A 21,398-nucleotide genomic window follows, 5' to 3' on the forward strand; every position below is an offset into this window, starting at 1 on the left:
GCATTCCTTTTTGGGAAAGGTAAGGTATAACCTATTTATTTAAAAGGAGGAGTTCATATGCCTTATGATTCTCTAAGTGATCTGCCTGATTCAGTAAAAGATAATCTGCCTCACCATGCCCAAGAGATTTTTAAAGAGGCTTTCAATTCTGCTTCCGAGGAATATGATGAAGAAGAAACTGCCTATAAAGTGGCATGGAGTGCTGTGAAAAATGACTATAAAAAAGATGATGACGGCGACTGGGTTAAGAAATAGACCTAGTTATTACTATAAAGTTATTGCAGAACAATTGGGATCGTAACTAAATTGTATTAGGAGAATCGAAACTTAGAAGGAACATGAAAAAGCTTGGAGTTTACTATACTTCAAGCTTTTCAATAAATTGGCTATAAAACATTTGCAGCCGTTTGTCTATTGATGACTATTTATTAATAACTATCGTTAACTTATAGTTAGCATGCTCGTTTAACTCTTCCAAATATTGATTCATTATTTCATTAGATGGGAATTTACATTCAAGAAGATAACAGCCATCTCCACTGATTTTATAGTTACGCACAAGAAATTGTTCCTTCGTTTTTATGAACGATAAATATGGCTGGTGGTTAGTGCCTTGTGTAATGATCGTTAGAAAAGCATGTATATAAAATCCCAATTTGACCTGGTTAATTTTAATGGTATATCCCTCGATAACTCCACTATCCTCTAATTTCAGCACTCTAGCTGAAACAGCTGGCCCAGTCAAATGGACTTTTTCACCTAATTCTTTCATCGTGAGCCGGCTGTTCTTCGATAGTTCATCTAAGATAAGAATATCCGTTCGATCTAACATTTCTTTAACTCCTTTCATTAATAAAGTAAAAAGGACAAAAGACTTTATTTAATCTATGTATCGGTTAATAGGTATAGTATAGAATATACATTGTTCAAAGGAAATCTCAACAAAAAGGAGTTAATGAATATGAATATACATCAAATTCGAAATGCAACTATGGTTGTAGAATACGCAGGGAAAAGGTTTTTAATTGATCCAATGTTAGCGGAAAAAGGGACTTACCCGCCTTTCCCAAATGCACCAAGACAAGATCAAAACAATCCTTTGGTAAGCTTGCCAACATCCATTGACAATATCATTCAAAATATTGATGCAGTCATCGTTACTCACCTGCATGCTGACCACTGGGATGACGCTGCTAAAGAAGCACTGCCAAAAGAAATAAAAATATTTTCCCAAAACGAAGATGATGCAGCAGAAATTCGAAATGCTGGTTTCAAAAATGTAGAGGTTTTACAAGAAAATACAGTCTTTGAAGGCATCCAATTAATCAAGACTAAGGGCGAGCATGGAAGAGGCAAAATCCTCAAGCTTGCTGGACTGGTGTGCGGCGTTATCTTCAAAAACGAAACAGAAAAAACATTATATGTTGCTGGGGATACAGTTTGGTATGATTCTGTTCAAGAAGTAATCGAAACACACCAACCTGAAATAATTGTTGTCAATGCAGGGGACAATCAATTCCTAGAAGGCGGTTCTCTCGTAATGGGTAAAGACGATGTTTATGAAGTCTATAAGGCAGCCCCTACTGCAAAAATTATTGCGGTACACATGGAAGTTTTAAATCATTGGACATTATCTAGGGAAGAATTGAAGAGTTTTATTAATGAAAAAGGAATCTCCTCCAATGTTTTAGTACCAGAAGACGGAGAATCATACTCATATTAAGAATTCAAACAGACAGAAACAGGATTTCTGTCTGTTTTTAATTAGTTTTCAACTAAACACGTAATTTCTCTGATTTTCTCAGTATTTGATTTGAAGTATTTCAGACGTAAATATCGTTATTATAGTTGGTTTTTCCTTTTCACTGGCCTGCTCAGGACTCTCTCATTCTAGCTCGAGGAACTCCATTTTCCATTATAGGAATGTTGTACAGTTAGTTTAAGTAAAAGCTTTCACAATTTAATCTTAAACACTGTCTATTAACCTCTTTATCGCATTAACTATTACTTCTGGTTCATCATTTTGGATATAATGAGCGCTATTTTCAGCAATAATGAATTCACTATTTGAGGATATCTGGAGAAGCTCTCTCTGCATTTCATTCCATAACTCTTGTGATTCTTTTGAATAATGGTCTTTTTTTCCTGCTGCAATGACTAATAAAGGTATATTTAAATTTCTTCTTGATTCTTTTACCTGTTTTAAACTTTCCATAAATTCATCAAAATTACCTTCGTAAACAAATTGTTTGTTGTATGCCTGATGAAATTCTTCTGGCATCGTTGGAAGAAACCTTTCTCTATAATCTTCGGGAGTAGAATCAACCAAGATAAGTCCACAAACTTCACTAGGATATTCAGTTGCATACAACCGTGCATTAACTCCACCATATGAATGACCTACTAATATGTATGGGGGTTTTATTTGAGTAGCATTAATAAGTTGGTTCAATTCTCTTATCATCTCACGGCTTGTTCTAGGGCTAGAGCTTGAACCACTCTTCCCAAGTCCTGCTCTATCATAAATTAGAACATTTGACATCTTTGAGATTTCAGATATTACTGAATCCCAAGCCTTTGAATAATCTCCATATCCAGCGTCCATAACGATTGTTGGTTTACCATTATTTTCTCCAGCCAATTTTACAAATAGTTTACAATCCTTTATTTGTACCATCATTTCTTTTGTCATTTAGTCCGTTCCTCTCTTGCTACTAACTCATTCGTAGTCAAGTTTAAATTTGGTGTTCTTTAAATCAATTTCTTCAAAGTTTATTTTATCACTACTTGTATGTACCTTGTTCCACAATCCTGCCCTGTTTGTCGAGTAAGAAGATGTAACCTTGTTTGGCAGCTCGATCATTAGTTAACAGACCTCTTCAGCTGCACATTTCCCCCTGAATTCAGACATTCTTGGTTTTTTTCTATCCATTGGTCATACTAATCATTAATAACTCCAAAGTGGTGTGACTAAAAATATGAAAATAATTACCGATCTCGATAAAGCGTACGAACTAGCTGATAAAGCTCATTCCCTTAAAACCCAAGTATGGTTAGATGAAGTAATATTTTCATTTCAATGGTGGACGGGGCTTTTCTTAACCGTAATCCCCTGGATTATTTGGATTATTCTCAGTAAAAAGGAGAGTAAGAACAGATTCTTGTATACAGCATTTTTATTAATTATAATTTCATCATTTTTTGATCTTGTAGGAGTTCAACTTGGCTTATGGCGTTATTACTATGAAGTGATTCCATTTATTCCTTCTTTCGTTCCCTATGATTGGACGCTAATTCCGGTAATCATCATTTCATTGATAGAATATAAACCTAAAGCATCTCCTTACATAAAAGGGTTTGTTTTTGCTTTTGTAACGGCTTTTATAGGCAGCCCTATTTTTGAATACTTTCATTTTTACAAAAGAATCGACTGGGAAATCTACTACTCGTTCCCTATATATTTTTTGATTTATTTATTTGGATTTTGGGCAAGTAAACGAAGAAATTTTGATTCGTACTGGTGATTTAATATTCTCCATTGATGAGACTGTTTCTAAGATTTCCAGTTAAGTACTAGTTCATTTTGGACACTTTGTTCAATTTAAATGACATGGTAAAACATAGGGCGGCTACTTGGAAAAGTGGTCGCTTATGTACCGATCCATTTCGCGATTTCAGGATTTTCTAGACTTTAACAAAACCTATGCATATGGATCTTTCTTCTTTTATTAATTTTTTATACTCGTCACACCATCGTTAATTTAGCGACTCACTAATTCTTTGTTAATTTCAATTATTTCAGTATTACTTTTATTTAACAATAAAAAATTGATTTGCTGGATATTTACATTAACCTAATTCTGGTATATCTACCAACACTGAGAGATTTCTCTTATTAGATTTATGCCAAATAAAAAGCACTCTCCTTCTGAGGAATGCCCCGATTGACAAAGGTGGTTATTAAACTGCATCTTTCGCTTAATAAAAGTTAACAAAAAGGGCCTTAATCCTTCTTGGATTAACGCACCCTATAATTAAAGTACTTTTCTTATCCATATAGTTTAAATAGTATATTGGGAGGCTAATGCAATAAAACTTCATAAAAAAAGCTGCTCTTTCTTGTAGCTGAACAAGATGTATTTTTACAGCTTAGGTTTTGTAAGATGAGCCTCAAATAAGTCTATAATTTCTAAGAACCTTTCCGCTTCTCTAAATGTATGATCTGCTAAGAGCGGATGAATATTGCTTTTAATTCGGCAAGCCTCTATTAACTCTCTAGCGGTTTTCTTAAAGTCACTTAATGAAGCGACCGAAACTTTATTTTGATCCAAAAATTGGTCCAAGATTGGTACCGTTTCAGATTGTGGTCTCATTGAGTCTAAATCAATAGCCTGGAATACCAATTGATCAAAATCATGGCTAAACTCATTAGCCTGTTCTACTAGTTTTCTTTCGGAAGGATCTAAGAGATGTCCGATAAATTTGGCATGGTCAGCCATAATTTTTAAAAAGAATAAATTCTCTTGGATAATCGTATCAGGTCGGGGAGCAAGTTTTCCTTGGTTAAGCTCTTTAAGTCTGTTTGCAAAATAAGCAGCTTCTCTACTAACATGGTCAACCAATAATGGGAAGTTATTTGACCTAATTTCACAGCGTAAAGTTAACCCTAATACTTTTCTTTTATAAGCCCAAATGGCAACTGCAGCCTGATAAACCTCATTATTAAAAGCTTGAATTTGACGTACATCCGTGTTTACAGAAAACCTTGCCAACTTTTCCTCAATTCGTTCAAAGAGAGTAATAAATTGTTGAGCTTCTGATATCAATTGGTGCTGTTCGTAAGTAAATCCTAGACTTAAAAATAAAGCATGTTCCTTCATGATCCTTGACCAAAACTGTATTTCATCCAACGACCTAACCACAATTGGATTCGCCATTATACTCACCCCTTATACAGACTTCACCCCCATAATATGTCTGTGTATTTGTCCTTATTCTTGTCTTCAACCTCACAACTTGTACTACTTCCATTCCATTATAATTGCTCAAACTTGCCCTATTTAGTTTAAAAGCAAGTTTTAATATACTTGTAGATTTAAGATTAATAATCACGTATTTAATTTATAGAATTCTGTCTTCGTACTATTCCAAAATCATCAGTTAGCGACTCGGTCACAACTGTTTATCATCAATTATTACTCCTTGTGATAACAGTCTCTCATTGTACAGTTGAAAAATATACAAAAAGAAAAGATAGCTAATGAGTTTCAGCTATCTTTTCTTTAGTTATATTTATTCTTTTAGATCTTCAATTGAGTCAATATCCATGTATGCTGGAACGACTAATCCTAGCTTTGTTCCGGTAAGGTTTGGACCTAGGTCTTCAAACTTTCCTTCGTATTCAGCGTAGTAGTCAGCGTGAGTCGTTGGCAGCCATGCACCTACCATTGCATCACCGCTGCCGTCTGCTATACCAGCCCACATTGGACCTGCATCAATTTGAACTAAATCTACTTCATATCCAACACTTTCAAGTACATTTTCTACAACATGTGTGCCTGCGATTACATCATCCCATGCGACATAAAGCATCTTTATTTCTGCACCGTCAACCTCGTTAACCCCTTCCGTCCAGGTGCTAACTAACTCTTCATTTTCGCTTACCCATTGTGCTGCTGCATCAGCTGGTTCATTGCCTTCTTGAATTAAATTCATTACTGTTTCTATATGTTCCGGCTCCCAGTTAAATTGATCAAGAAGTTTATAAGCATCAGGGTGATCTTCCTTTAATCCCTGACGTACAATCGTGTTAACATCTTCTGCTCCACCATAGATACCCTTTGGATCTTCTAGATATTTCAAATCGTAGCTTGCAAACTTCCAGTGTGGGCTCCAGCCTGTTACAATGATTGGCTCCTCTTTGTCATACGCTTTTTTCAAAGCTGCTGCCATTGCAGCACTTGAACTCTCCACAACTTCCCACTCATCAAGTCCGTATTCTGGTAATACCTCATCAATCGTTAATTTCATTAACCCTGCACCTGGGTCAATTCCGACAATTTTGTAATCAACCTGTTCACCAACTGATTCAGATGAACTTCCTTCTTCATTTCCCCCGCAGGCTGCTAATCCAAATGTTAGAGCTAGTGCTGATGTAAATCCTACTAATTTTTTTAACATTAAGCATTTCCCCCTTGTTTTTTCTTACCTATATTTTGTGTAATCCGGTCTAGCAAAATAGCAATAACAACGATTGCCAAACCAGCTTCAAACCCGACTCCAGTTTTAATCTGCGTAACGGCACGGTAAACCTCTGTACCGAGTCCAGGCGCCCCAACCATGGATGCGATTACCACCATTGATAACGCAAGCATGATACTTTGATTAATCCCAGCCATAATCGTTGGCATAGCTAGGGGTAATTCAACCTTTAACAGCTTTTGCTTGGTTGTTGATCCAAATGCTTCTGATGCTTCTATTAAATCTGCTGGAACCTGCTTAATTCCTAGTACAGTTAATCGAATGGTCGGTGGCATTGCAAAAATGACAGATGCAATAACCCCTGGCACCACCCCAATACTAAAGAAAAAGATGGCTGGCAGTAAATAAACGAAAGCTGGCATGGTTTGCATAAAATCAAGTATAGGTGTTACTACATGCCTTACTTTTTCACTTTGTGATGCCCAAATTCCAACTGGAACCCCGATTACGATGGAAATCAACACTGCTGTTAAAACTAAAGACAGCGTTTCTAACATTTCTTCCCAGTAACCTAAATTATCAATGAGAAATAAACCTAATATAGCAAATAAAGCAATTTTCCAATTACAAACCTTCCAAGCTAGTAAACTTACAAGAATAATTAATATAATAGATGGGATAAAGCCTAAACCTGATACGATACCTTCAACAAAAAATTCAACACCATCAGATATGCCATCAAACACTCCGCCAAACGTGGCAGTCATCCAATCAACTAAGCTATCTATCCATTCTCCTAAAGGAAGCCTCGGTAAAATTCCTTCCATTTTACATTACCTCCTTAACGATTGTTGCATCAGGTTCAGCAACCTGATTTATATATTGCCCGTTACCCGTAAGAGCACCGATAACAGCACCTCTAATTAGGATTCCTTTTAACCGGTTTTTTTCATCTGTCACCGCAACAGGAATGATCGATGATGACACTTTATCAAATAAATCGATTAATAAGGTTTCTGTTCCAACCACATTTATATCCGTGTGTAAGAAGGCATTTATTGACTCATTATTTTCAGCTGCTTTTGAGGCATCTTTTGCGGTAATTGCACCGAGAAGATTTTGCTGTTTGCCCACAACATATATCGATGAAATTCCTAAATCCTTCATTAATTTAAGTGCCACACGTGGACCCTTATCAACTTGAACGGTTTCAGCACGTTTCATTACATGTTGTGCAGTTAGTACCTTCGAAAGATCAACGTCCTCTACGAATCTCTCAACATAATCATTGGAAGGGTTCATTAATATTTCCTCAGGTGTCCCAATTTGTACGATGTTACCATCCTTCATAAGGGCAATTCTGTCACCAATACGAAGTGCTTCATCCAAATCATGGGTAATAAAGACGATCGTTTTCTCCATAGTGGACTGTAATTCTAGCAACTCATCCTGCATATCTTTTCGAATTAACGGATCCAATGCGCTAAAAGCTTCGTCCATTAAAAGAACATCAGGATCATTTGCCAGTGCTCTCGCTAGTCCCACACGCTGCTGCATTCCGCCACTTAATTGGCTTGGGTATTGATTTTCGTACCCTTTAAGTCCTACTAATTCTAAGGCTTCTGTTGCCTTTTTACTTCTATCGGCCTTTTCCACACCCTGAATCTCTAAACCATACTCAACGTTCTCAAGCACAGTCCTGTGAGGAAACAATGCAAACTTTTGAAAGACCATACTAATTTTCTTTCTTCTTACTTCCCTTAGTTCTTCCTTATTCAACTTCACAACATCTTTACCATCAATAAGAACTTGACCTAATGTTGGTTCAATAAGACGATTTAGCAATCTAACTAACGTAGACTTGCCACTCCCGGATAACCCCATAATGACGAATATTTCACCGGTTTTCACTTCAAAGGATGCTCGGTTTACCCCGACCGTTGAGCCCGTTTCCTTTAATATTTGGTCCTTGGATTTCCCTTCCTTTATTAACTGTAAAGCCTTCTTGGATGATTTTCCAAAGATCTTGGTAACATCACTGACTTTTATCTTTATTTGATTTTCTTCCATTCTTTCACCCCATTTAATTTGTCGCTTAGGACTTTCCTAATTATAGACTTATTACCTATTTTTGTTCAAACAGCGTATTCGGTCTTTATTGATTGTATAATACGTACAGAAATAACCGTACGCATTATACAGATTAAATGCTTACATATCCTCCTTATTACTCCTTATCTGATAGCAAGGGGAACCTTTACATTTCTTTCATGAATATGTAATCTTGGATTTACATATTAAAAAATAGTTAGGATGTGAAATGTTTGAATGATATTGAAACCTTAGAAAGGTCTAGAACTATGGTTATAGATGCAATTGCTCAAAATATAGACCTTTATGGACTTACTCCTTCCGCTGGACGGTTATACGGCCTCCTGTTTTATTCAAATAAACCGCTAACACTTGATGAAATGAAAGAAGAACTCGGCATGAGTAAAACAAGTATGAGTGTTTCGGTAAGAAGCTTACTTGATTTAAATATGGTGGAGAAAGTTTGGGTGAAGGGGGAAAGGAAGGATTTATATTCAATTAAAGAAGATTGGTATGAGTGCTTTTTTGACTTCTTCACAATCAAATGGCGTATAGCCATTACGATGAATAACAGTGCGATGGAAAAATCCATTGCCAAATTACAACAACTTATTGATGACCCACAGACTTCGGATAAAATCCGTGAGCAGGCCCTAATCGATATTAAAAAGCTTGAAGAAAGGCTAGAATATTACGATTGGCAAAACAGACTCATCGACAGCTTTGAGACAAAGGAAATACTAAACTTTATTCCGATTGAAAAGAAAAAGGATTAAGAGGAAACGAGTCGATATGTTACCTTCCTGACATCTTAGTCAAGTAGGTCGATTATTTTAAAACCCTGAACCGATATAATAAATAAAGGGAATGCCTTATTTTTACCTCACCACGTATTCTTGAATTTAGGACTAGCCTCTATTTAGCAGGTTGGTTTTTTTATAATTAGTATCAATCGGGACAACATTATTTTATATTACAAAGGCCATGACACTCCGAAGCGATCATCTAACCAGCCGAACTTTTTTCTGAAGCTGTAATCCTATAAAGGCATGATCAAATTCTTCTTCACAAGTACATCATTTTCCCTTTACACATTCATTCTCAATCTATGTATTAAGCGATGTGTAGTACTCCATCGCTTCTTCTGACTTGCCATTTTATACTTTTTCCATCCTACCTGCTCCCTTCTTATCTATCCTCTAATTATAATTCAACCTTTTCCAAACAGAAAAACCGGTTTTGTCTGCTTAATCCCATTAAATCACTATCTAACTCTGAATCCAATAATGCTTTTTCAAATATAACGATTTATAGTTGAGTATACCTGACTATATAAACCGGTAATTCGGTTGTAATTATAGTATGATAAAAGGTATGTTAAATCTTTGCTTGTGGAGGGATACCATGGAAAAAGAAATCATGACCGTTTCCCAGGTTGCTGAATATCTGCAGCTAAGCGAAATGAGTACATATAAATTGGTTCAGGAAGGAAAGATTCCTGCCTTTAAAATAGGACGGCACTGGCGGGTAAAAAAAGAAGATATAACTGAGTTCATTGAGAAGTTAAAAAGAGGAGAAAGACTATAATTGCTTGCTTAATAAGAAAATATAAATAGCTGCTGATTCCATCATCCATGATCAATAGGGACTGAACTTATCGGCTGGGTGATCAGGTTAAGCTCCCGATCTTATAAATAAACGGAAAAATTCCCCTTAACTAGTCAATAGCTATGAAAATAGATTAAATAGAAGGAGAAATTCCTCTTATTTTACTCAAAAAAGAGAAATAGGTAATTTTGCAATGAATAGGTGGAAAAACTCCCTCTATTTACCCCAACAGAAGCGCCATTCTTCATATAACGGGAAAATCTCCGTTTATTTTACTTTTGCTAGTTACTCAATTTAGGACAAGACATCCCATTTAAAAGGGAGTAAGTTTTATCTCAAAAAAGGAAGACTGATTTTGAAGCATTACGGTGAACCAGTGAGCTTTTACATAAATATATTCATAATAAAGTAACTCGCCAAATACTATGGCGAGTTTTACTTTTTTATTTACCAATAACAATGCCAATACGCCTGTCATTTCCACACTGATTTTTAAAAAAGCAGCTTTTATGATTACTCATAGGGCTTACATGTGCTTTCCCACTAAACTGCTAACGTCGCTTGCTCTCCTTTGTGGTACATCAATGAAAATAGGCAGACCCTTAAATATATTACTCAACAGTTAACTATTTGCTTTTATCTTCACTTTTACAAATTTGCGTTTCCCTACCTGAACGATTAAGCCGTCTGTGATTTCCAACTGCAATTGTGGGTCGTCTATCTGATTTCCATTTACTTTAACTCCTCTATTGTCAATCATTCTCCTGGCCTCACTCTTTGAGGTTAACATTTGCAATCCTACTAAAAGTTCAATGATGGAAGCTTCCCTATTTCCTTGCCACTCGAGTTCAGGAATCTCATCTGGTATTGATCCTTTTTGAAAGACCGAGATAAAATGCTGTTCTGCTCGTTCTGCTGCATCCTGACCGTGGTACATTCTTACGATTGTTTTCCCAAGTAACATTTTCGCATCTCTCGGATGTAACTCACCTGTGTCCAATTGCTCTTTAATAAGCTGAATTTTTTTCGGTGGAAAATCAGTTATTAATTCGAAATATTTATTCATTAACTCATCTGGAATAGACATCGCTTTTCCGTACATTTCTTGTGGACTTTCATCGATCCCGATGTAGTTTTTCTTCGATTTTGACATCTTCTCGACACCATCAAGTCCCTCTAATAATGGCATTAACAAAGCTATTTGCTTTTCTTTTCCAAACTTTTCTTGGAAATGCCGACCCATCAAAATGTTAAAATGCTGATCTGTTCCACCCATTTCAATATCACACTCTAATATGACCGAATCATATCCTTGCATAAGAGGGTAAAAGAATTCGTGCAGGGATATTGGCTTTCCAAGAGCAATTCTTTCTTCAAAATCATCTCTTTCTAAAAGTCTTGCTACAGTTATTTTTCCAGCTAGCTGAATAACATCTTCAAAGTTTAATTTTGATAACCATTTAGAGTTATAGTGTAATTCGACCTTTTCCATATCGATAATTTTTGCAAATTGTTCGAAGTATGTTTTGGCATTATGCTTAACTTCTTCATCCGTTAATTGTTTTCTAGCAACAGACTTACCTGTAGGGTCTCCAATTTTTCCAGTAAAGTCACCGATAATTAGTTGAACAATATGACCATTCTCTTGAAACTGCCTAATTTTATTAAGGACTACCGTGTGTCCTAAATGGACATCTGGAGCAGAAGGATCTAAGCCTAATTTTATTTTCAGTGGTTTGTTTTCTAAGATGGACTTTGCGACTTTATTTTCTAACTCTTCTGTTGGAATTATTTCTTGGACCCCATGACTATAGATAGCCATTTGTCTTTTTACCTTTTGTTGTTGTTCTTCGGTTAATTGTTGAATAAACTGATTCATCTTTTTGCCTCCTAAAATAAATATAAAAAACCACATCCCCTAAAAAAAGGGACGTGGTTTTACTTTTGCACGCGGTACCACCCTTATTGAAGGACAGAGCCCTTCCACTCAACGATTAACGGCTCGCCCGTTCTTTGCTGCATTTTGTTTCGCAAAGAAAGCTCACGGAATGTAATTCGTGTTATCTTTGTATCGATTTGCACCACCCATCGACTCTCTGTATACAGGTAGATAACTACTACTGGATTTCCAGTCATAGCTTTTTCTATATTCTATTGTTTTTTAAAAATGATTATCCCTAATTACTTTTCTAAGTAATTTGGTCATCCCTTTTTGTTCCTCTTCTGATAAACCAGATACAATTTCGACTTCCCCTTTATGGAAGCGTGGATAAAGGTCTTCCATTACTTGTCTTCCCTCGTCTGTTAACACAACATAAGTAATTCTTCTGTCTCTGTTATCACTTCTTCTATAGCATAGGCCTTTTTGTTCAAGCGTTTTCGTTATATTACTTACTGTTGCCTTTGAGACGCCAGCTGACTCGGCTAGTTTTCTTGTCTCCATTGATTCCCATATCCACAAATCGTAAACAATTGAAAATGCGGTCCAGGATAGTCCATATTTAGATAGGACTTCCCGTTCCATTTTGTTTCTCAATCCTTGGGCAATCCTATATATATTGGTTGCAACTGCGATAGCATCTAGACTAAGCAAATGAATAGGAGCCTTAGTTAAACGATTGATTGTATCTAGTTCTTCAGGAAGCAGTTCTCCATCATTATTAAATGAGTGAATATGGCATCACCTCTGTGAATTTTCATAATCATTAGCTATGAAACGATATTACCAAAAAATAATAGCCATTGCAAGACAGCTATCGTTAAAAATATTTCCAAAATGATTTAAAATTTGTTAATGTGTTGCTTTCCACTTTTAATTTTAAAGCTTTTCTAACCTTAGCTGTTGATCTTCTCCATAAAAATGGTCCTCGGCTAGCGAGAACCAATTTTTATCCTGTTTGCGTCATCACTTGTTTTGCGATAAAGAAGATCAGCGTTGCAACAAGCATTTCGGCAAGCGGAAGCGCAAGCCAGACTCCAGCGATGCCGATAAATTTGGGCAGCACCAACAACAGAAGCAATAAGAAAACGAAGCTTCGCAAAATGATAATGATGGTCGATGAACGAATGTCACCGATGGACTGAAAATAAGTCATGTAGACGAAATTGAAACCTAGGAACAAATAACCAATGAAAAACAATCGGATTCCTTGAGTTGCCAAATTACGGACTTCCTCTGATTCTAGGCCAAAGAGTGAGACAAGCAAAGGAGCAGCAATCAACCCAATGATAAGCAGAGTTCCCCCCAAAAAGAATGATGCTTTCTCACCAATCTTCAGACTCTCTTTAATGCGTCCTTTTTCCTTTGCACCATGATAGTAACTAATCATCGGTTGAAGTGCTGCCTCAATTCCGAAAAATGATAAGAACATGAAGCCATGCAAATAGTTGACGACTGAGAAAGCTGCGACTCCTTCCGTCCCAAGCAAGCCGACAATCGTTAAGTTGTAGCCGATGATAAACACAAGGAACCCCGCTTCGGCAAGGAAGCTTGGAAATCCAATTGAGAAAATGCTTCCGAGCTTCCGCCATGACCATTGGAACGAAAACTGGCGTAAATTCGTATGCATTTTGAAAAAGTGGAGAAAAAGAACAAGTAAACCAACGAAACTTGCAAGGACAGTCGCAAGGGCCGCCCCAAATACACCTAGCTCTAAGATAAAGATCATATAGTAGTTCAGCAAGATATTCACGATTGCAGTCACGCCGAGGGCGACCATCGACAACGTAGGACTGCCATCATTTCGGACGAAGATACTGAGCAGCTGCTGGATAGCTATCAGCCAGCCGAGCAGGAACAGAATCGTCAAGTATTTAACCGTATGGGGAAGAGTATCAGCATTAGCACCGAGCAAATTCGCAATAACCTCTACGTTAAAGTAACCGATGACTCCGATAACGAATAAAAGCACAAGGGTGCTGGAAACGGCCAGTGAAAATACGCTCCTCGCCTTAACCAGATCATCTCCTCCGATATGGATTGAATACAGGGTCCCCCCTCCGATGCCGATCCACAACGCGACCGAAAATATCAGTGAGAAGACCGGCATAGCTAGGTTTACACCAGCAAGCCCCTCCGATCCAACCCCGTTACCGACAAACACTCCATCGATGAGGATATTCACTGACATCAACATCATTCCTAATAACGATGGAAAAAAATATTGAAAAAATACTTTTTTAACAGGTTGATGTTTCAAGCCTTCATGTGATTCATTCATCTGTTATTCCTCCTGCAGGTATTACAAGAGAAAGCATAAACCTTAAAGTTGCTTGAAGGTCAATCTTTTCTTTAGACCTGATTTTGAATCCAAGTAACTACCTGTTTCGTCTTGAATGACGGACTTATCGAGCACTCCTAATTCGATCGGAGGCCCAGACCGGTGATAGCCGTCTTTTTGTATTTGTTTAGAAATGGTGCGTTGGTCATTTTATACAATCCGCGCAAGGGTAGCATGGATACATCCCCGTCCAGATAAGATGTCTGAAGTCTTTTTTCATAATGGTCTTTTATACTTGTTTGCTCGCTTTCCGGGGGGGGGCATGCGGACAACTGGAACAGTTTGCCCACTTCCCTAACACTTAACAAGAAAAAACCTGTTGACCCGCAGCTGTTTTTTTACAAATTTACGATGTCAATTTTAAGCCAATTACAGATGCTAGGATAATTCCTATAAAAGAAATTCGTTTCCAATCTTTAGGTTCTTTATAAAACAACATCCCTACGATTGTTCCTCCTACTGTCCCTATCCCTGTCCAAACTGCATAGGACAGTCCCATAGGAAGAGTTTTCATAGCTAATGCTAAAGAACCGAAACTAAGAAAGAAACCAATAAATAATATGATATAGGATTTTAAATTCCCATATTTATTTATAAGATTCATACCAATTACACCAACTATTTCAAAGGCTCCAGCGATTATTAGAAAAAACCAACCCATTTATACAGCACCTTCCTTATTTGCTGATTCTGTGGTGACAAGTTTTAGGCCCAATACGCCAATCAGCAGTAATAGGATGAAAAATATTTTTGTCCAACTGAAAGGCTCTCCAAACACGATCATATCAATTACAACAGTTCCTGCTGTTCCTATACCCGTAAAGACAGCATAAGCGGTAGCAACAGGTACTTCTTTTGTAGCTCTAATCAGCACGACAAAGGATAAATAGATTAGAAACAAAGTGGCTGCCCAAGCAAGTATGTTATCTGAATATTTAAGCCCCATGGCCCAAAAGATTTCAAGAATACCCGCGATAGCAACATATGCCCAATTTCGATTCATTTAAGATTCCTCCAAAACACTTAATCTTTCGAAAGTCCACGCCAATACAGATACCAAGAGGCATCTAATCTTTTCTGCAAGCGTTCGGGACCCCCATATAACATTTCAACGAAGATCCCATCTAATACCCCCAAAAATGCGGCAGTGGCTTGATGTTCATCCAGTGTTGAACTAACTTCTCCTTCTTTTATCGCGTTCTCGATAATCGGCAGCAAAAGTTCTTCTAGCTTATCCAGGTATTCATACACATATTTCATCACCTGATTATTGAGATGCATAGGCGGAAAAAACGCCGTACGAACCCAAAATTGAGTCGAGTCTAGTTTCCCATATCTGTCTTTACACTCTAGAAGAAAATTTAATAAGAACTCCTTAATAGGTCTAGCCCTGTTACTTTCTATAAAAGTTATAACGAATTTTATTTCATTCTCAAAAGCGTCCGTACATAACTGAAGAAAAAGCTCATCTTTTCCTTTGAAATGAGTGTAAATGGACTGTTTTTTAATTCCTACTTCATCCGCAATTTGTGCCATAGATGTCCCTTCGTATCCACTAACTGCGAAATGCCTCAAAGAAACCTCTTTAATTTGAGCTGAGCTCATATTATCATCCTTCCGAACGGTCGTAAGGTAAAATTAACACTTCTTCATTTTTAAGTCAAATCAATTTTAGGTTATTATCGAACACTAAACAGGCGTAGCAGCCCCGTTTGATAAAAAAACAAAAAAACTACCGAAATGGCAGCATGGTTTATAACTCTTATTATCCGTAACCAAATTTCTTTATTCCACAGTAGTACCTTCGTCATTTTTGTATTCTAAAATATCCCCAGGCTGACATTCTAATGCCTTACAAATTGCTTCTAACGTAGATAGCCGGATTGCTTTTGCCTTTCCATTTTTTAATATAGAAAGATTAGCCATGGTGATCCCAACTCTTTCAGAAAGTTCTGTAACGCTCATTTTCCTTTTAGCAAGCATCACATCAATATTAATTATAATTGCCATACTATTCACCTCAGATTAGACTATTAAATCATTTTCCGATTTTATATCGATTGCATCTTGTAAAAGTCTTTGGAGAACGGCAGCAAAGACTGCGATAACCATGGGAGCAAAAATCATCACCATTCCGATGAGTATGAGACCTGGTGCGTCATCTACCTCCGCTAGGATATAGACGAATGGGATTGCTACCACATATAAGCCACTGATTACGAGGGCAGAGTTTTTGATTTTCTTTAGAGCTGTTACAGATAATTCAGAGAAAGCTTGGTTCTTGTCAATGTAGTTTAAGAGGTTAAAGGATTGATACAAAGCGAAGTAAAATGGTACCGCCGAAACATACATAACCATTAAAATGCCGTATACCACATAAGCGATATCAGAGCCTCTTTCTGCTGCTTCATTTGCTTCACCCGCTATCTGTGGCAACAGAAATAGACACAAAGCAAGAACCGGAATGCCAATGAAAATGACAGCTACCTTTAAAAAGAGTGTTGAACCACGTTTCATAAAAAGCACCTCACATAATTTGTTGTTAATTTGATTTTAACAGTAAGTTTATTGTTTTACAATAAATTAATATTATTTTTTAATATATTATTGTTGTTATGTAAATATTCGAGCGAAATAAAAAGCATTTCTCAAGAAATACTCTTTAGCTATGAACTATTCATTTTTAGTTTGTTCACCTATTCCTCGATAGCTGGTTTCATTTATTCTAAAATCCAAGGATTATCTAGTTGAAGATTAATAAGTTTGTTCATTAACCTGAAAAGTGCGTTAATCTTAAGTGATTAACGCACTCCATTGAGCATGAGTTTTACATTGTAACCATTTCCCTTAATGATTCATTGCCTTTTTGATCTATAATTACTCTCCCCGGAATACGGGTTTTCTTTTTTCAGCAAAAGCAATAATCCCTTCCTGGACGTCCTTCGTTCCAAAACAGGTTTTAATTGAAGCGTACTCCTGCTTTAAAATCGTTGTAAGATCCATATCAGGGCTTGCTGCAAGCAATCTTTTGGAAAGTGTCAACGCAACCGGTGGTCCTTCAGCTAACTCCTTGGCAAAATTCATAACCTGAGCATGAAACTCTTCATCGGGAATGATCCCATTGATCAAACCAATCCGTTCGGCTTCTTCGGGATGAATGTCCCGACCAGTAAATATTAATTCTGCAGCCTTTGCGCTTCCTACCAAACGTGGCAGAAAGTAGGTCATTCCCGCATCTGGACTAAGACCACGGCGAATGTATCCGGCTGTTACCCTTGCACCAGCAGACATAAATCGCATATCGCAGGCAAGGGCTAAGGCTAGTCCTGCTCCTGCAGCTATCCCATTAATTGCTGCAATAACCGGTTTATCACAATGAACGATGCCTAATGCTTGATGCCCCACCCAGCCCAATTCATCCATTTGTTTATGACGGGATGCTGTGGATTGATCTCTCTTCGAAAAATCAGACAGGTCAAGGCCTGCACAAAAACCTCTTCCGCTCCCGGTTATCACAATAACACGGACCTCATCGTCAGCAGATGCTTCCGAAATGGCCTGGATGATTTCACCACTAAGTTTATCATTAACGGCATTAAGACGCTCAGGCCTGTTTAGCGTTAGTGTGCGAACCCCATTCTCTGTATTCACCATAATATGCTCCATATGTATTCCTCCTCAAATTTGTTCTTTCTTTCAGTTCACTTAAACATTGATCTCAACAGACTTTTGATCATGGCGTGACCTGTTTTGTTCCTAATATTCTGGTTTTAACAGACATCACCTCATTAAATCCTGAAAAAAGTAAGTGAGTTGAGCTATTCCAAGTTAAGTGATAAATTCTATAACCCTAGCAAGAATTCCTCTATAAATCCTTAATAAAAGCTTCTGGTTGTACCAATAAATTATTACGTTATTAAAGTTTCAATGGATATTGCCTGCTCTGAATCTCTATAGATATTTCAAAGCACATGGTTAGGGTTCATGACCATTAGGATTAAATTTTGTAAAAAGCCCACATCTTTATAGGCTATTTTCATACAATTTTTTAAGAGGTGATGAAAATGGTAAGAGTAAAATATACAGACAGTGACGTTGATTTAGTGGCAAGGATGATGAGGGCAGAAGCCGAAGGTGAAGGAAAACAGGGTATGTTAATGGTGGGAAATGTAATTGTTAATCGGGAAAAAGCAGATTGTTTAGACTTTAAAGAGTTACGAAACATTAGGGACGTCATTTTTCAAGTACAAGGAGGAAATTATTCTTTTGAGGCAGTACAAAAAGGAAATGTTTTTTATAACAGAGCAAGAAGTGTAGAGAAAAGATTAGCTAAACAAACCTTGGACTATTGGAGGGAACACCCTTCCAAGCATGCTCTTTGGTATTTTAATCCGTATGCTGCATGTCCAACCACATGGTACAACCAGCCATTAACAGGACAGTATAAACAACATTGTTATTATGAACCAATAGCTAATACATGCGAAGGTGCTTATAGATTTTAATAAATCCCCCACACATTACAAATTGTGTGGGGTTTTTTTTGTTAACCCTTTTTCGAACAGCTCAGGAATTAGAATTTTCTATTTGCATAACTTCGTGCCATTGTGGATGAGAAAAATTTTATTCTGTATTTTCCTCTAAGCTCTTTCTTTACTTTTGCCGTTAATTTAGCACCTTGTATATTATGGTTTTCTTCCAGTTCAATACCATTTGGAATTAACCAATCTATATCCCAATCAATCCATTCTCCGTACTTTGTTACCCATTCCATCAATTCGGTTTTTAACTCATTTGAAATAGGTATGTCTTCTATATCTATATTACACCCACATTGATTGCACCATATTGGATCTGCCCCTACATCCCCCTCGACTTTTAATTCATAGGTTTCTTTTTGCTCACAAAAACAATGCATATAACCGTCTCACCTCCAGGATAAGCGTTTTATTTTATTGCCTTGCTTGTACAATAGGTTCAACAAAACCTGAATTAACGTAACGTCGCTTAAGAAGAGGTTATCTATTTTTATTCCATTCATCTGCTAACAATCCATAAACAATATGATCAACAAAGTGGTCATATAACCATTCTGCCTGCCTGATCCTTCCTTCATTTACAAAACCCAATCTTTCGGGGATGCTTCTACTTTTTTTATTCTCTACAGCTGCCCTAATTTCGACCTTATTTAAGTTTAGTTGACTAAACGCATAATCAGCTAATCCCTTAGCAACTTTAGTGATAATTCTATTACCTTGAAATTCTTCACCAATCCAATACCCAATATATGCTGTTTTATTTGACCAGTTTATAGTGTTAAAGCCCGCAACGCCAATGATTTCTCCATTGAATAAAACAACCGTGGTTAAACTTTTATTCTCAGCATAACCTTTTAAACTGTTTTGGATAAACTCTTTTGTATCCTCGACCTTTGTTGTGAAATCAAGCCAAGGCAGCCATTCTCTTAAGTAATTTCTTGATTTATCTGTAAGTTCAAAAATTCTTTCAGCGTCATTAAAATCTATCAATTTCAAAGAAATAGTTTCATCAATTTTATGTATAAACATTTAGGTTCCCCCTGTAAATTTTCATACATCTATTATTTTTTCATCAGACTAACCTGCCACTTTGTTAATTAAGAATAACTTAGAGATCACTATCTCCTAAGCCTTCATCTTTTAAGATCATTTTGCTCAACATTCAGTTCAATCAAATTCCCGTCTGGGTCCGTGCAGAAAATTTGAGCGAATCCACTTTTGCTGTAGGGTTTCTCGAGAATTTCAATTTGCTTCTCTTGTAACCATTTAACAGTTTCATAATAGTTCTCCACTCTAAGGGCGAAGTGACCTTCTCTGCTGGATAGTTTCTTATCCTCGCGAATCGTCTGTGAATAGGGATCGAGTATTAAGTGGAGCTGTTGCTCCTCTATTTGATACCAAGCACCTTCAAAACCAAAATCAGGACGGGGTATTTCTTTTAAGCATAAAATTTTCTCATAGAAATCTTTTGCTTTTCCCAAATCTGAAACAGACAGGCTTACGTGATGAAGGCTTTTATATTTAATCATAATAAATCACTTCTTTCATTTTTGATTTTACTTTAGTTCGCACAAACTATACCCTACTCATTTCCCTAACTTTAATATCAGAATAAACATTTAAAATACTATTCTTTAGTGTGGAATTGTATTGGCTAAGAGATAAAAAACCATATATAAACTTGAACATAACAATAGAATAAGAGTTATAAAGCATATTTTTCTCCCAATTTGTCCTATGTGAAATATATTTACTAAAAAGTAATAGAGAGTAGCACTTCCAATAATAAAAAGGAGAAAATCGTCTATTTCTTTCTCAGGAACTGGGTGTGTTACACTTGTTAACCCCGATCCAATAAAAATGAATATACCTAACAAATTTAATATTTTCCTCAAACTCACTTCTTTTTCAGTTACAGCTTTAACACTTTGAACCGTTTGACTATCGTTTTTCAAGGTACCGTCCCTCACTTTATATGATTTTGATTGTTAGAGTTATCTGGTTTCGTAACCGTTGAACAAGGCAGCTAATCCGCCCTAGCCTAATAAAAACCCTTGAATTGATACAAAAAATGAAAATAGAAAAACACCAACAAAGAGCCAACCATTTGCTTTTTTACCCTTTCGAAATTCTTCAAACCCCATCACCAACATCGTTAAACCCAATAAAAATATCATTATAGAGTTATAATTAAAATTTTTAGTAATTAGACCATAAGCAGCAAACAATAGAACCGTTACTGATAAAACATACCGTGAAATCTTCAACAAACGATCACCTCTTTTATCCTTACCATTCAAACCTGCTCAAGAAGGTTAACGACTAAAAATTGAACAAAGTATCCTAGACTTTCCCACTTAAAGAAGAGTGTGTATAAATGTTATACTTAGTGTGAATATTTTGCAAAACAGTATTTACAACTTGGAGGTTAAAAAGTGAGAACTTTTAGGCAGTTAAACGCCGTTTTTGAAAAAATAATTAATTCTGATATGCCCGATCGCGTTAAGAACCTAAAATTAATGAAACTGTTATCTGAAATAGTTAGGGATTATAAAATAAACGATAAACAATGGGAAGAATGCGAAAAGGAAAATCCAGAAGTTATATCTTTGTATAGGAAAATATCAAATTATCTAAATTTCAACTAGTCTCCACCAATCTGCTCAATTATAAAAAAGCT

General features: G+C 36.6%; 26 protein-coding genes and 1 other annotated feature. Of the genes, 7 read left to right on the forward strand and 19 right to left on the reverse strand.

Annotated elements, in window-relative coordinates:
- Positions 1-57 precede the first annotated feature (57 nt).
- Positions 58-255, forward strand: coding sequence for a ChaB family protein (locus HRJ06_RS12090; protein ID WP_174733192.1), 198 nt, complete (start codon positions 58-60; stop codon positions 253-255).
- Between the two features lie 166 nt (positions 256-421).
- Here HRJ06_RS12090 and HRJ06_RS12095 read toward each other — a convergent pair whose 3' ends face one another.
- Entirely contained in the window at positions 422-832 is a 411-nt protein-coding gene (locus HRJ06_RS12095) for an Lrp/AsnC family transcriptional regulator (RefSeq protein WP_174733193.1), read from the reverse strand.
- Between the two features lie 129 nt (positions 833-961).
- On the opposite strand from HRJ06_RS12095, the gene HRJ06_RS12100 reads away from it, so the two are divergent.
- Complete coding sequence (locus HRJ06_RS12100) at positions 962-1,723, forward strand: MBL fold metallo-hydrolase (protein WP_174733194.1); 762 nt, start codon at positions 962-964, stop codon at positions 1,721-1,723.
- Between the two features lie 243 nt (positions 1,724-1,966).
- Here the strand turns inward: HRJ06_RS12100 and HRJ06_RS12105 are convergent, their stop codons facing one another.
- A complete protein-coding gene (locus HRJ06_RS12105) occupies positions 1,967-2,692 on the reverse strand; it encodes an alpha/beta fold hydrolase (RefSeq protein WP_174733195.1) in 726 nt (241 codons plus the stop codon).
- A 286-nt stretch (positions 2,693-2,978) separates the two neighbouring features.
- Here HRJ06_RS12105 and HRJ06_RS12110 point away from each other — a divergent pair, with 286 nt between their 5' ends.
- On the forward strand, positions 2,979-3,524 hold the full coding sequence (locus tag HRJ06_RS12110; RefSeq protein ID WP_174733196.1) for a CBO0543 family protein: 546 nt from the start codon (positions 2,979-2,981) through the stop codon (positions 3,522-3,524).
- 618 nt (positions 3,525-4,142) lie between these two features.
- Here HRJ06_RS12110 and HRJ06_RS12115 read toward each other — a convergent pair.
- The 4 genes from HRJ06_RS12115 to HRJ06_RS12130 all read right to left on the reverse strand — a co-directional run bounded on the left by HRJ06_RS12115 (position 4,143) and on the right by HRJ06_RS12130 (position 8,271).
- Positions 4,143-4,937 carry a DUF2935 domain-containing protein gene (locus HRJ06_RS12115; RefSeq protein WP_174733197.1) on the reverse strand — a complete coding sequence of 265 codons (795 nt, stop codon included), beginning with the start codon at positions 4,935-4,937 and terminating at the stop codon, positions 4,143-4,145.
- Positions 4,938-5,292: 355 nt separating this feature from the next.
- The gene (locus HRJ06_RS12120; RefSeq protein WP_174733198.1) at positions 5,293-6,180 is read right to left on the reverse strand and encodes a glycine betaine ABC transporter substrate-binding protein; all 888 of its coding nucleotides are present in this window, start codon (positions 6,178-6,180) and stop codon (positions 5,293-5,295) included.
- Positions 6,180-7,028: an ABC transporter permease gene (locus tag HRJ06_RS12125; RefSeq protein WP_174733199.1), complete on the reverse strand. Its 849-nt coding sequence runs from the start codon at positions 7,026-7,028 to the stop codon at positions 6,180-6,182. Before HRJ06_RS12125 ends, HRJ06_RS12120 begins: the two co-directional genes overlap by 1 nt.
- Position 7,029: 1 nt before the next feature.
- On the reverse strand, positions 7,030-8,271 hold the full coding sequence (locus tag HRJ06_RS12130; protein ID WP_174733200.1) for a quaternary amine ABC transporter ATP-binding protein: 1,242 nt from the start codon (positions 8,269-8,271) through the stop codon (positions 7,030-7,032).
- Positions 8,272-8,516: 245 nt separating this feature from the next.
- On the opposite strand from HRJ06_RS12130, the gene HRJ06_RS12135 reads away from it, so the two are divergent.
- Both HRJ06_RS12135 and HRJ06_RS12145 read left to right on the forward strand, forming a co-directional pair.
- A complete protein-coding gene (locus HRJ06_RS12135) occupies positions 8,517-9,068 on the forward strand; it encodes a GbsR/MarR family transcriptional regulator (RefSeq protein WP_338421087.1) in 552 nt (183 codons plus the stop codon).
- 628 nt (positions 9,069-9,696) lie between these two features.
- Entirely contained in the window at positions 9,697-9,879 is a 183-nt protein-coding gene (locus tag HRJ06_RS12145; protein WP_174733201.1) for a helix-turn-helix domain-containing protein, read from the forward strand.
- Between the two features lie 643 nt (positions 9,880-10,522).
- On the opposite strand, the gene tyrS is transcribed toward HRJ06_RS12145, so the two are convergent.
- The 9 genes from tyrS to HRJ06_RS12190 form a co-directional block, all read right to left on the reverse strand.
- Entirely contained in the window at positions 10,523-11,779 is a 1,257-nt protein-coding gene (gene tyrS / locus HRJ06_RS12150; protein ID WP_174733202.1) for a tyrosine--tRNA ligase, read from the reverse strand.
- 44 nt (positions 11,780-11,823) lie between these two features.
- Positions 11,824-12,045, reverse strand: a binding site (T-box leader).
- Positions 12,046-12,061: 16 nt separating this feature from the next.
- On the reverse strand, positions 12,062-12,574 hold the full coding sequence (locus tag HRJ06_RS12155; RefSeq protein WP_174733366.1) for a MarR family transcriptional regulator: 513 nt from the start codon (positions 12,572-12,574) through the stop codon (positions 12,062-12,064).
- A gap of 214 nt (positions 12,575-12,788) precedes the next feature.
- Positions 12,789-14,120, reverse strand: coding sequence for an MATE family efflux transporter (locus HRJ06_RS12160; RefSeq protein ID WP_174733203.1), 1,332 nt, complete (start codon positions 14,118-14,120; stop codon positions 12,789-12,791).
- A 406-nt stretch (positions 14,121-14,526) separates the two neighbouring features.
- On the reverse strand, positions 14,527-14,841 hold the full coding sequence (locus HRJ06_RS12165; protein ID WP_174733204.1) for a DMT family transporter: 315 nt from the start codon (positions 14,839-14,841) through the stop codon (positions 14,527-14,529).
- Positions 14,842-15,183, reverse strand: a complete 342-nt coding sequence (locus tag HRJ06_RS12170; RefSeq protein WP_174733205.1) for a DMT family transporter — start codon at positions 15,181-15,183, stop codon at positions 14,842-14,844. It lies immediately after the preceding gene.
- Between the two features lie 20 nt (positions 15,184-15,203).
- Positions 15,204-15,785 (reverse strand): TetR/AcrR family transcriptional regulator, encoded by a 582-nt coding sequence (locus tag HRJ06_RS12175; RefSeq protein WP_174733206.1) that lies wholly within the window; start codon positions 15,783-15,785, stop codon positions 15,204-15,206.
- 180 nt (positions 15,786-15,965) lie between these two features.
- Positions 15,966-16,190: a helix-turn-helix domain-containing protein gene (locus tag HRJ06_RS12180; RefSeq protein WP_174733207.1), complete on the reverse strand. Its 225-nt coding sequence runs from the start codon at positions 16,188-16,190 to the stop codon at positions 15,966-15,968.
- 15 nt (positions 16,191-16,205) lie between these two features.
- The gene (locus tag HRJ06_RS12185) at positions 16,206-16,697 is read right to left on the reverse strand and encodes a DUF2975 domain-containing protein (RefSeq protein ID WP_174733208.1); all 492 of its coding nucleotides are present in this window, start codon (positions 16,695-16,697) and stop codon (positions 16,206-16,208) included.
- A 360-nt stretch (positions 16,698-17,057) separates the two neighbouring features.
- Positions 17,058-17,846: an enoyl-CoA hydratase/isomerase family protein gene (locus HRJ06_RS12190; RefSeq protein WP_197969944.1), complete on the reverse strand. Its 789-nt coding sequence runs from the start codon at positions 17,844-17,846 to the stop codon at positions 17,058-17,060.
- 398 nt (positions 17,847-18,244) lie between these two features.
- On the opposite strand from HRJ06_RS12190, the gene HRJ06_RS12195 reads away from it, so the two are divergent.
- The gene (locus tag HRJ06_RS12195) at positions 18,245-18,685 is read left to right on the forward strand and encodes a cell wall hydrolase (protein ID WP_174733209.1); all 441 of its coding nucleotides are present in this window, start codon (positions 18,245-18,247) and stop codon (positions 18,683-18,685) included.
- Between the two features lie 68 nt (positions 18,686-18,753).
- On the opposite strand, the gene HRJ06_RS12200 is transcribed toward HRJ06_RS12195, so the two are convergent.
- From HRJ06_RS12200 to HRJ06_RS12215, 4 genes are all read right to left on the reverse strand, one after another.
- A complete protein-coding gene (locus tag HRJ06_RS12200) occupies positions 18,754-19,098 on the reverse strand; it encodes a hypothetical protein (protein WP_174733210.1) in 345 nt (114 codons plus the stop codon).
- Positions 19,099-19,198: 100 nt separating this feature from the next.
- Positions 19,199-19,747: a GNAT family N-acetyltransferase gene (locus HRJ06_RS12205; RefSeq protein ID WP_174733211.1), complete on the reverse strand. Its 549-nt coding sequence runs from the start codon at positions 19,745-19,747 to the stop codon at positions 19,199-19,201.
- A gap of 104 nt (positions 19,748-19,851) precedes the next feature.
- Positions 19,852-20,247 carry a VOC family protein gene (locus HRJ06_RS12210; RefSeq protein WP_174733212.1) on the reverse strand — a complete coding sequence of 132 codons (396 nt, stop codon included), beginning with the start codon at positions 20,245-20,247 and terminating at the stop codon, positions 19,852-19,854.
- Positions 20,248-20,754: 507 nt separating this feature from the next.
- Positions 20,755-20,988 (reverse strand): DUF3953 domain-containing protein, encoded by a 234-nt coding sequence (locus HRJ06_RS12215; protein ID WP_174733213.1) that lies wholly within the window; start codon positions 20,986-20,988, stop codon positions 20,755-20,757.
- 165 nt (positions 20,989-21,153) lie between these two features.
- Between HRJ06_RS12215 and HRJ06_RS12220 the strand changes: the two genes are divergently transcribed.
- Complete coding sequence (locus HRJ06_RS12220) at positions 21,154-21,366, forward strand: hypothetical protein (RefSeq protein WP_174733214.1); 213 nt, start codon at positions 21,154-21,156, stop codon at positions 21,364-21,366.
- The last annotated feature ends 32 nt before the right edge of the window (positions 21,367-21,398 follow it).

Origin of the sequence: Mesobacillus harenae, from assembly GCF_013343715.1 — a bacterium.
Classification (GTDB): Bacteria; Bacillota; Bacilli; order Bacillales; family Cytobacillaceae; genus Mesobacillus_A; species Mesobacillus_A harenae.

Bases quoted from the DNA above. Each gene is read 5' to 3' on its own strand.
- HRJ06_RS12090 (WP_174733192.1), top strand. From the start codon at position 58: ATGCCTTATGATTCTCTAAGTGATCTGCCTGATTCAGTAAAAGATAAT.
- HRJ06_RS12095 (WP_174733193.1), bottom strand. From the start codon at position 832: ATGTTAGATCGAACGGATATTCTTATCTTAGATGAACTATCGAAGAAC.
- HRJ06_RS12100 (WP_174733194.1), top strand. From the start codon at position 962: ATGAATATACATCAAATTCGAAATGCAACTATGGTTGTAGAATACGCA.
- HRJ06_RS12105 (WP_174733195.1), bottom strand. From the start codon at position 2,692: ATGACAAAAGAAATGATGGTACAAATAAAGGATTGTAAACTATTTGTA.
- HRJ06_RS12110 (WP_174733196.1), top strand. From the start codon at position 2,979: ATGAAAATAATTACCGATCTCGATAAAGCGTACGAACTAGCTGATAAA.
- HRJ06_RS12115 (WP_174733197.1), bottom strand. From the start codon at position 4,937: ATGGCGAATCCAATTGTGGTTAGGTCGTTGGATGAAATACAGTTTTGG.
- HRJ06_RS12120 (WP_174733198.1), bottom strand. From the start codon at position 6,180: ATGTTAAAAAAATTAGTAGGATTTACATCAGCACTAGCTCTAACATTT.
- HRJ06_RS12125 (WP_174733199.1), bottom strand. From the start codon at position 7,028: ATGGAAGGAATTTTACCGAGGCTTCCTTTAGGAGAATGGATAGATAGC.
- HRJ06_RS12130 (WP_174733200.1), bottom strand. From the start codon at position 8,271: ATGGAAGAAAATCAAATAAAGATAAAAGTCAGTGATGTTACCAAGATC.
- HRJ06_RS12145 (WP_174733201.1), top strand. From the start codon at position 9,697: ATGGAAAAAGAAATCATGACCGTTTCCCAGGTTGCTGAATATCTGCAG.
- tyrS (WP_174733202.1), bottom strand. From the start codon at position 11,779: ATGAATCAGTTTATTCAACAATTAACCGAAGAACAACAACAAAAGGTA.
- HRJ06_RS12160 (WP_174733203.1), bottom strand. From the start codon at position 14,120: ATGAATGAATCACATGAAGGCTTGAAACATCAACCTGTTAAAAAAGTA.
- HRJ06_RS12165 (WP_174733204.1), bottom strand. From the start codon at position 14,841: ATGGGTTGGTTTTTTCTAATAATCGCTGGAGCCTTTGAAATAGTTGGT.
- HRJ06_RS12170 (WP_174733205.1), bottom strand. From the start codon at position 15,183: ATGAATCGAAATTGGGCATATGTTGCTATCGCGGGTATTCTTGAAATC.
- HRJ06_RS12175 (WP_174733206.1), bottom strand. From the start codon at position 15,785: ATGAGCTCAGCTCAAATTAAAGAGGTTTCTTTGAGGCATTTCGCAGTT.
- HRJ06_RS12180 (WP_174733207.1), bottom strand. From the start codon at position 16,190: ATGGCAATTATAATTAATATTGATGTGATGCTTGCTAAAAGGAAAATG.
- HRJ06_RS12185 (WP_174733208.1), bottom strand. From the start codon at position 16,697: ATGAAACGTGGTTCAACACTCTTTTTAAAGGTAGCTGTCATTTTCATT.
- HRJ06_RS12190 (WP_197969944.1), bottom strand. From the start codon at position 17,846: ATGGAGCATATTATGGTGAATACAGAGAATGGGGTTCGCACACTAACG.
- HRJ06_RS12195 (WP_174733209.1), top strand. From the start codon at position 18,245: ATGGTAAGAGTAAAATATACAGACAGTGACGTTGATTTAGTGGCAAGG.
- HRJ06_RS12200 (WP_174733210.1), bottom strand. From the start codon at position 19,098: ATGCATTGTTTTTGTGAGCAAAAAGAAACCTATGAATTAAAAGTCGAG.
- HRJ06_RS12205 (WP_174733211.1), bottom strand. From the start codon at position 19,747: ATGTTTATACATAAAATTGATGAAACTATTTCTTTGAAATTGATAGAT.
- HRJ06_RS12210 (WP_174733212.1), bottom strand. From the start codon at position 20,247: ATGATTAAATATAAAAGCCTTCATCACGTAAGCCTGTCTGTTTCAGAT.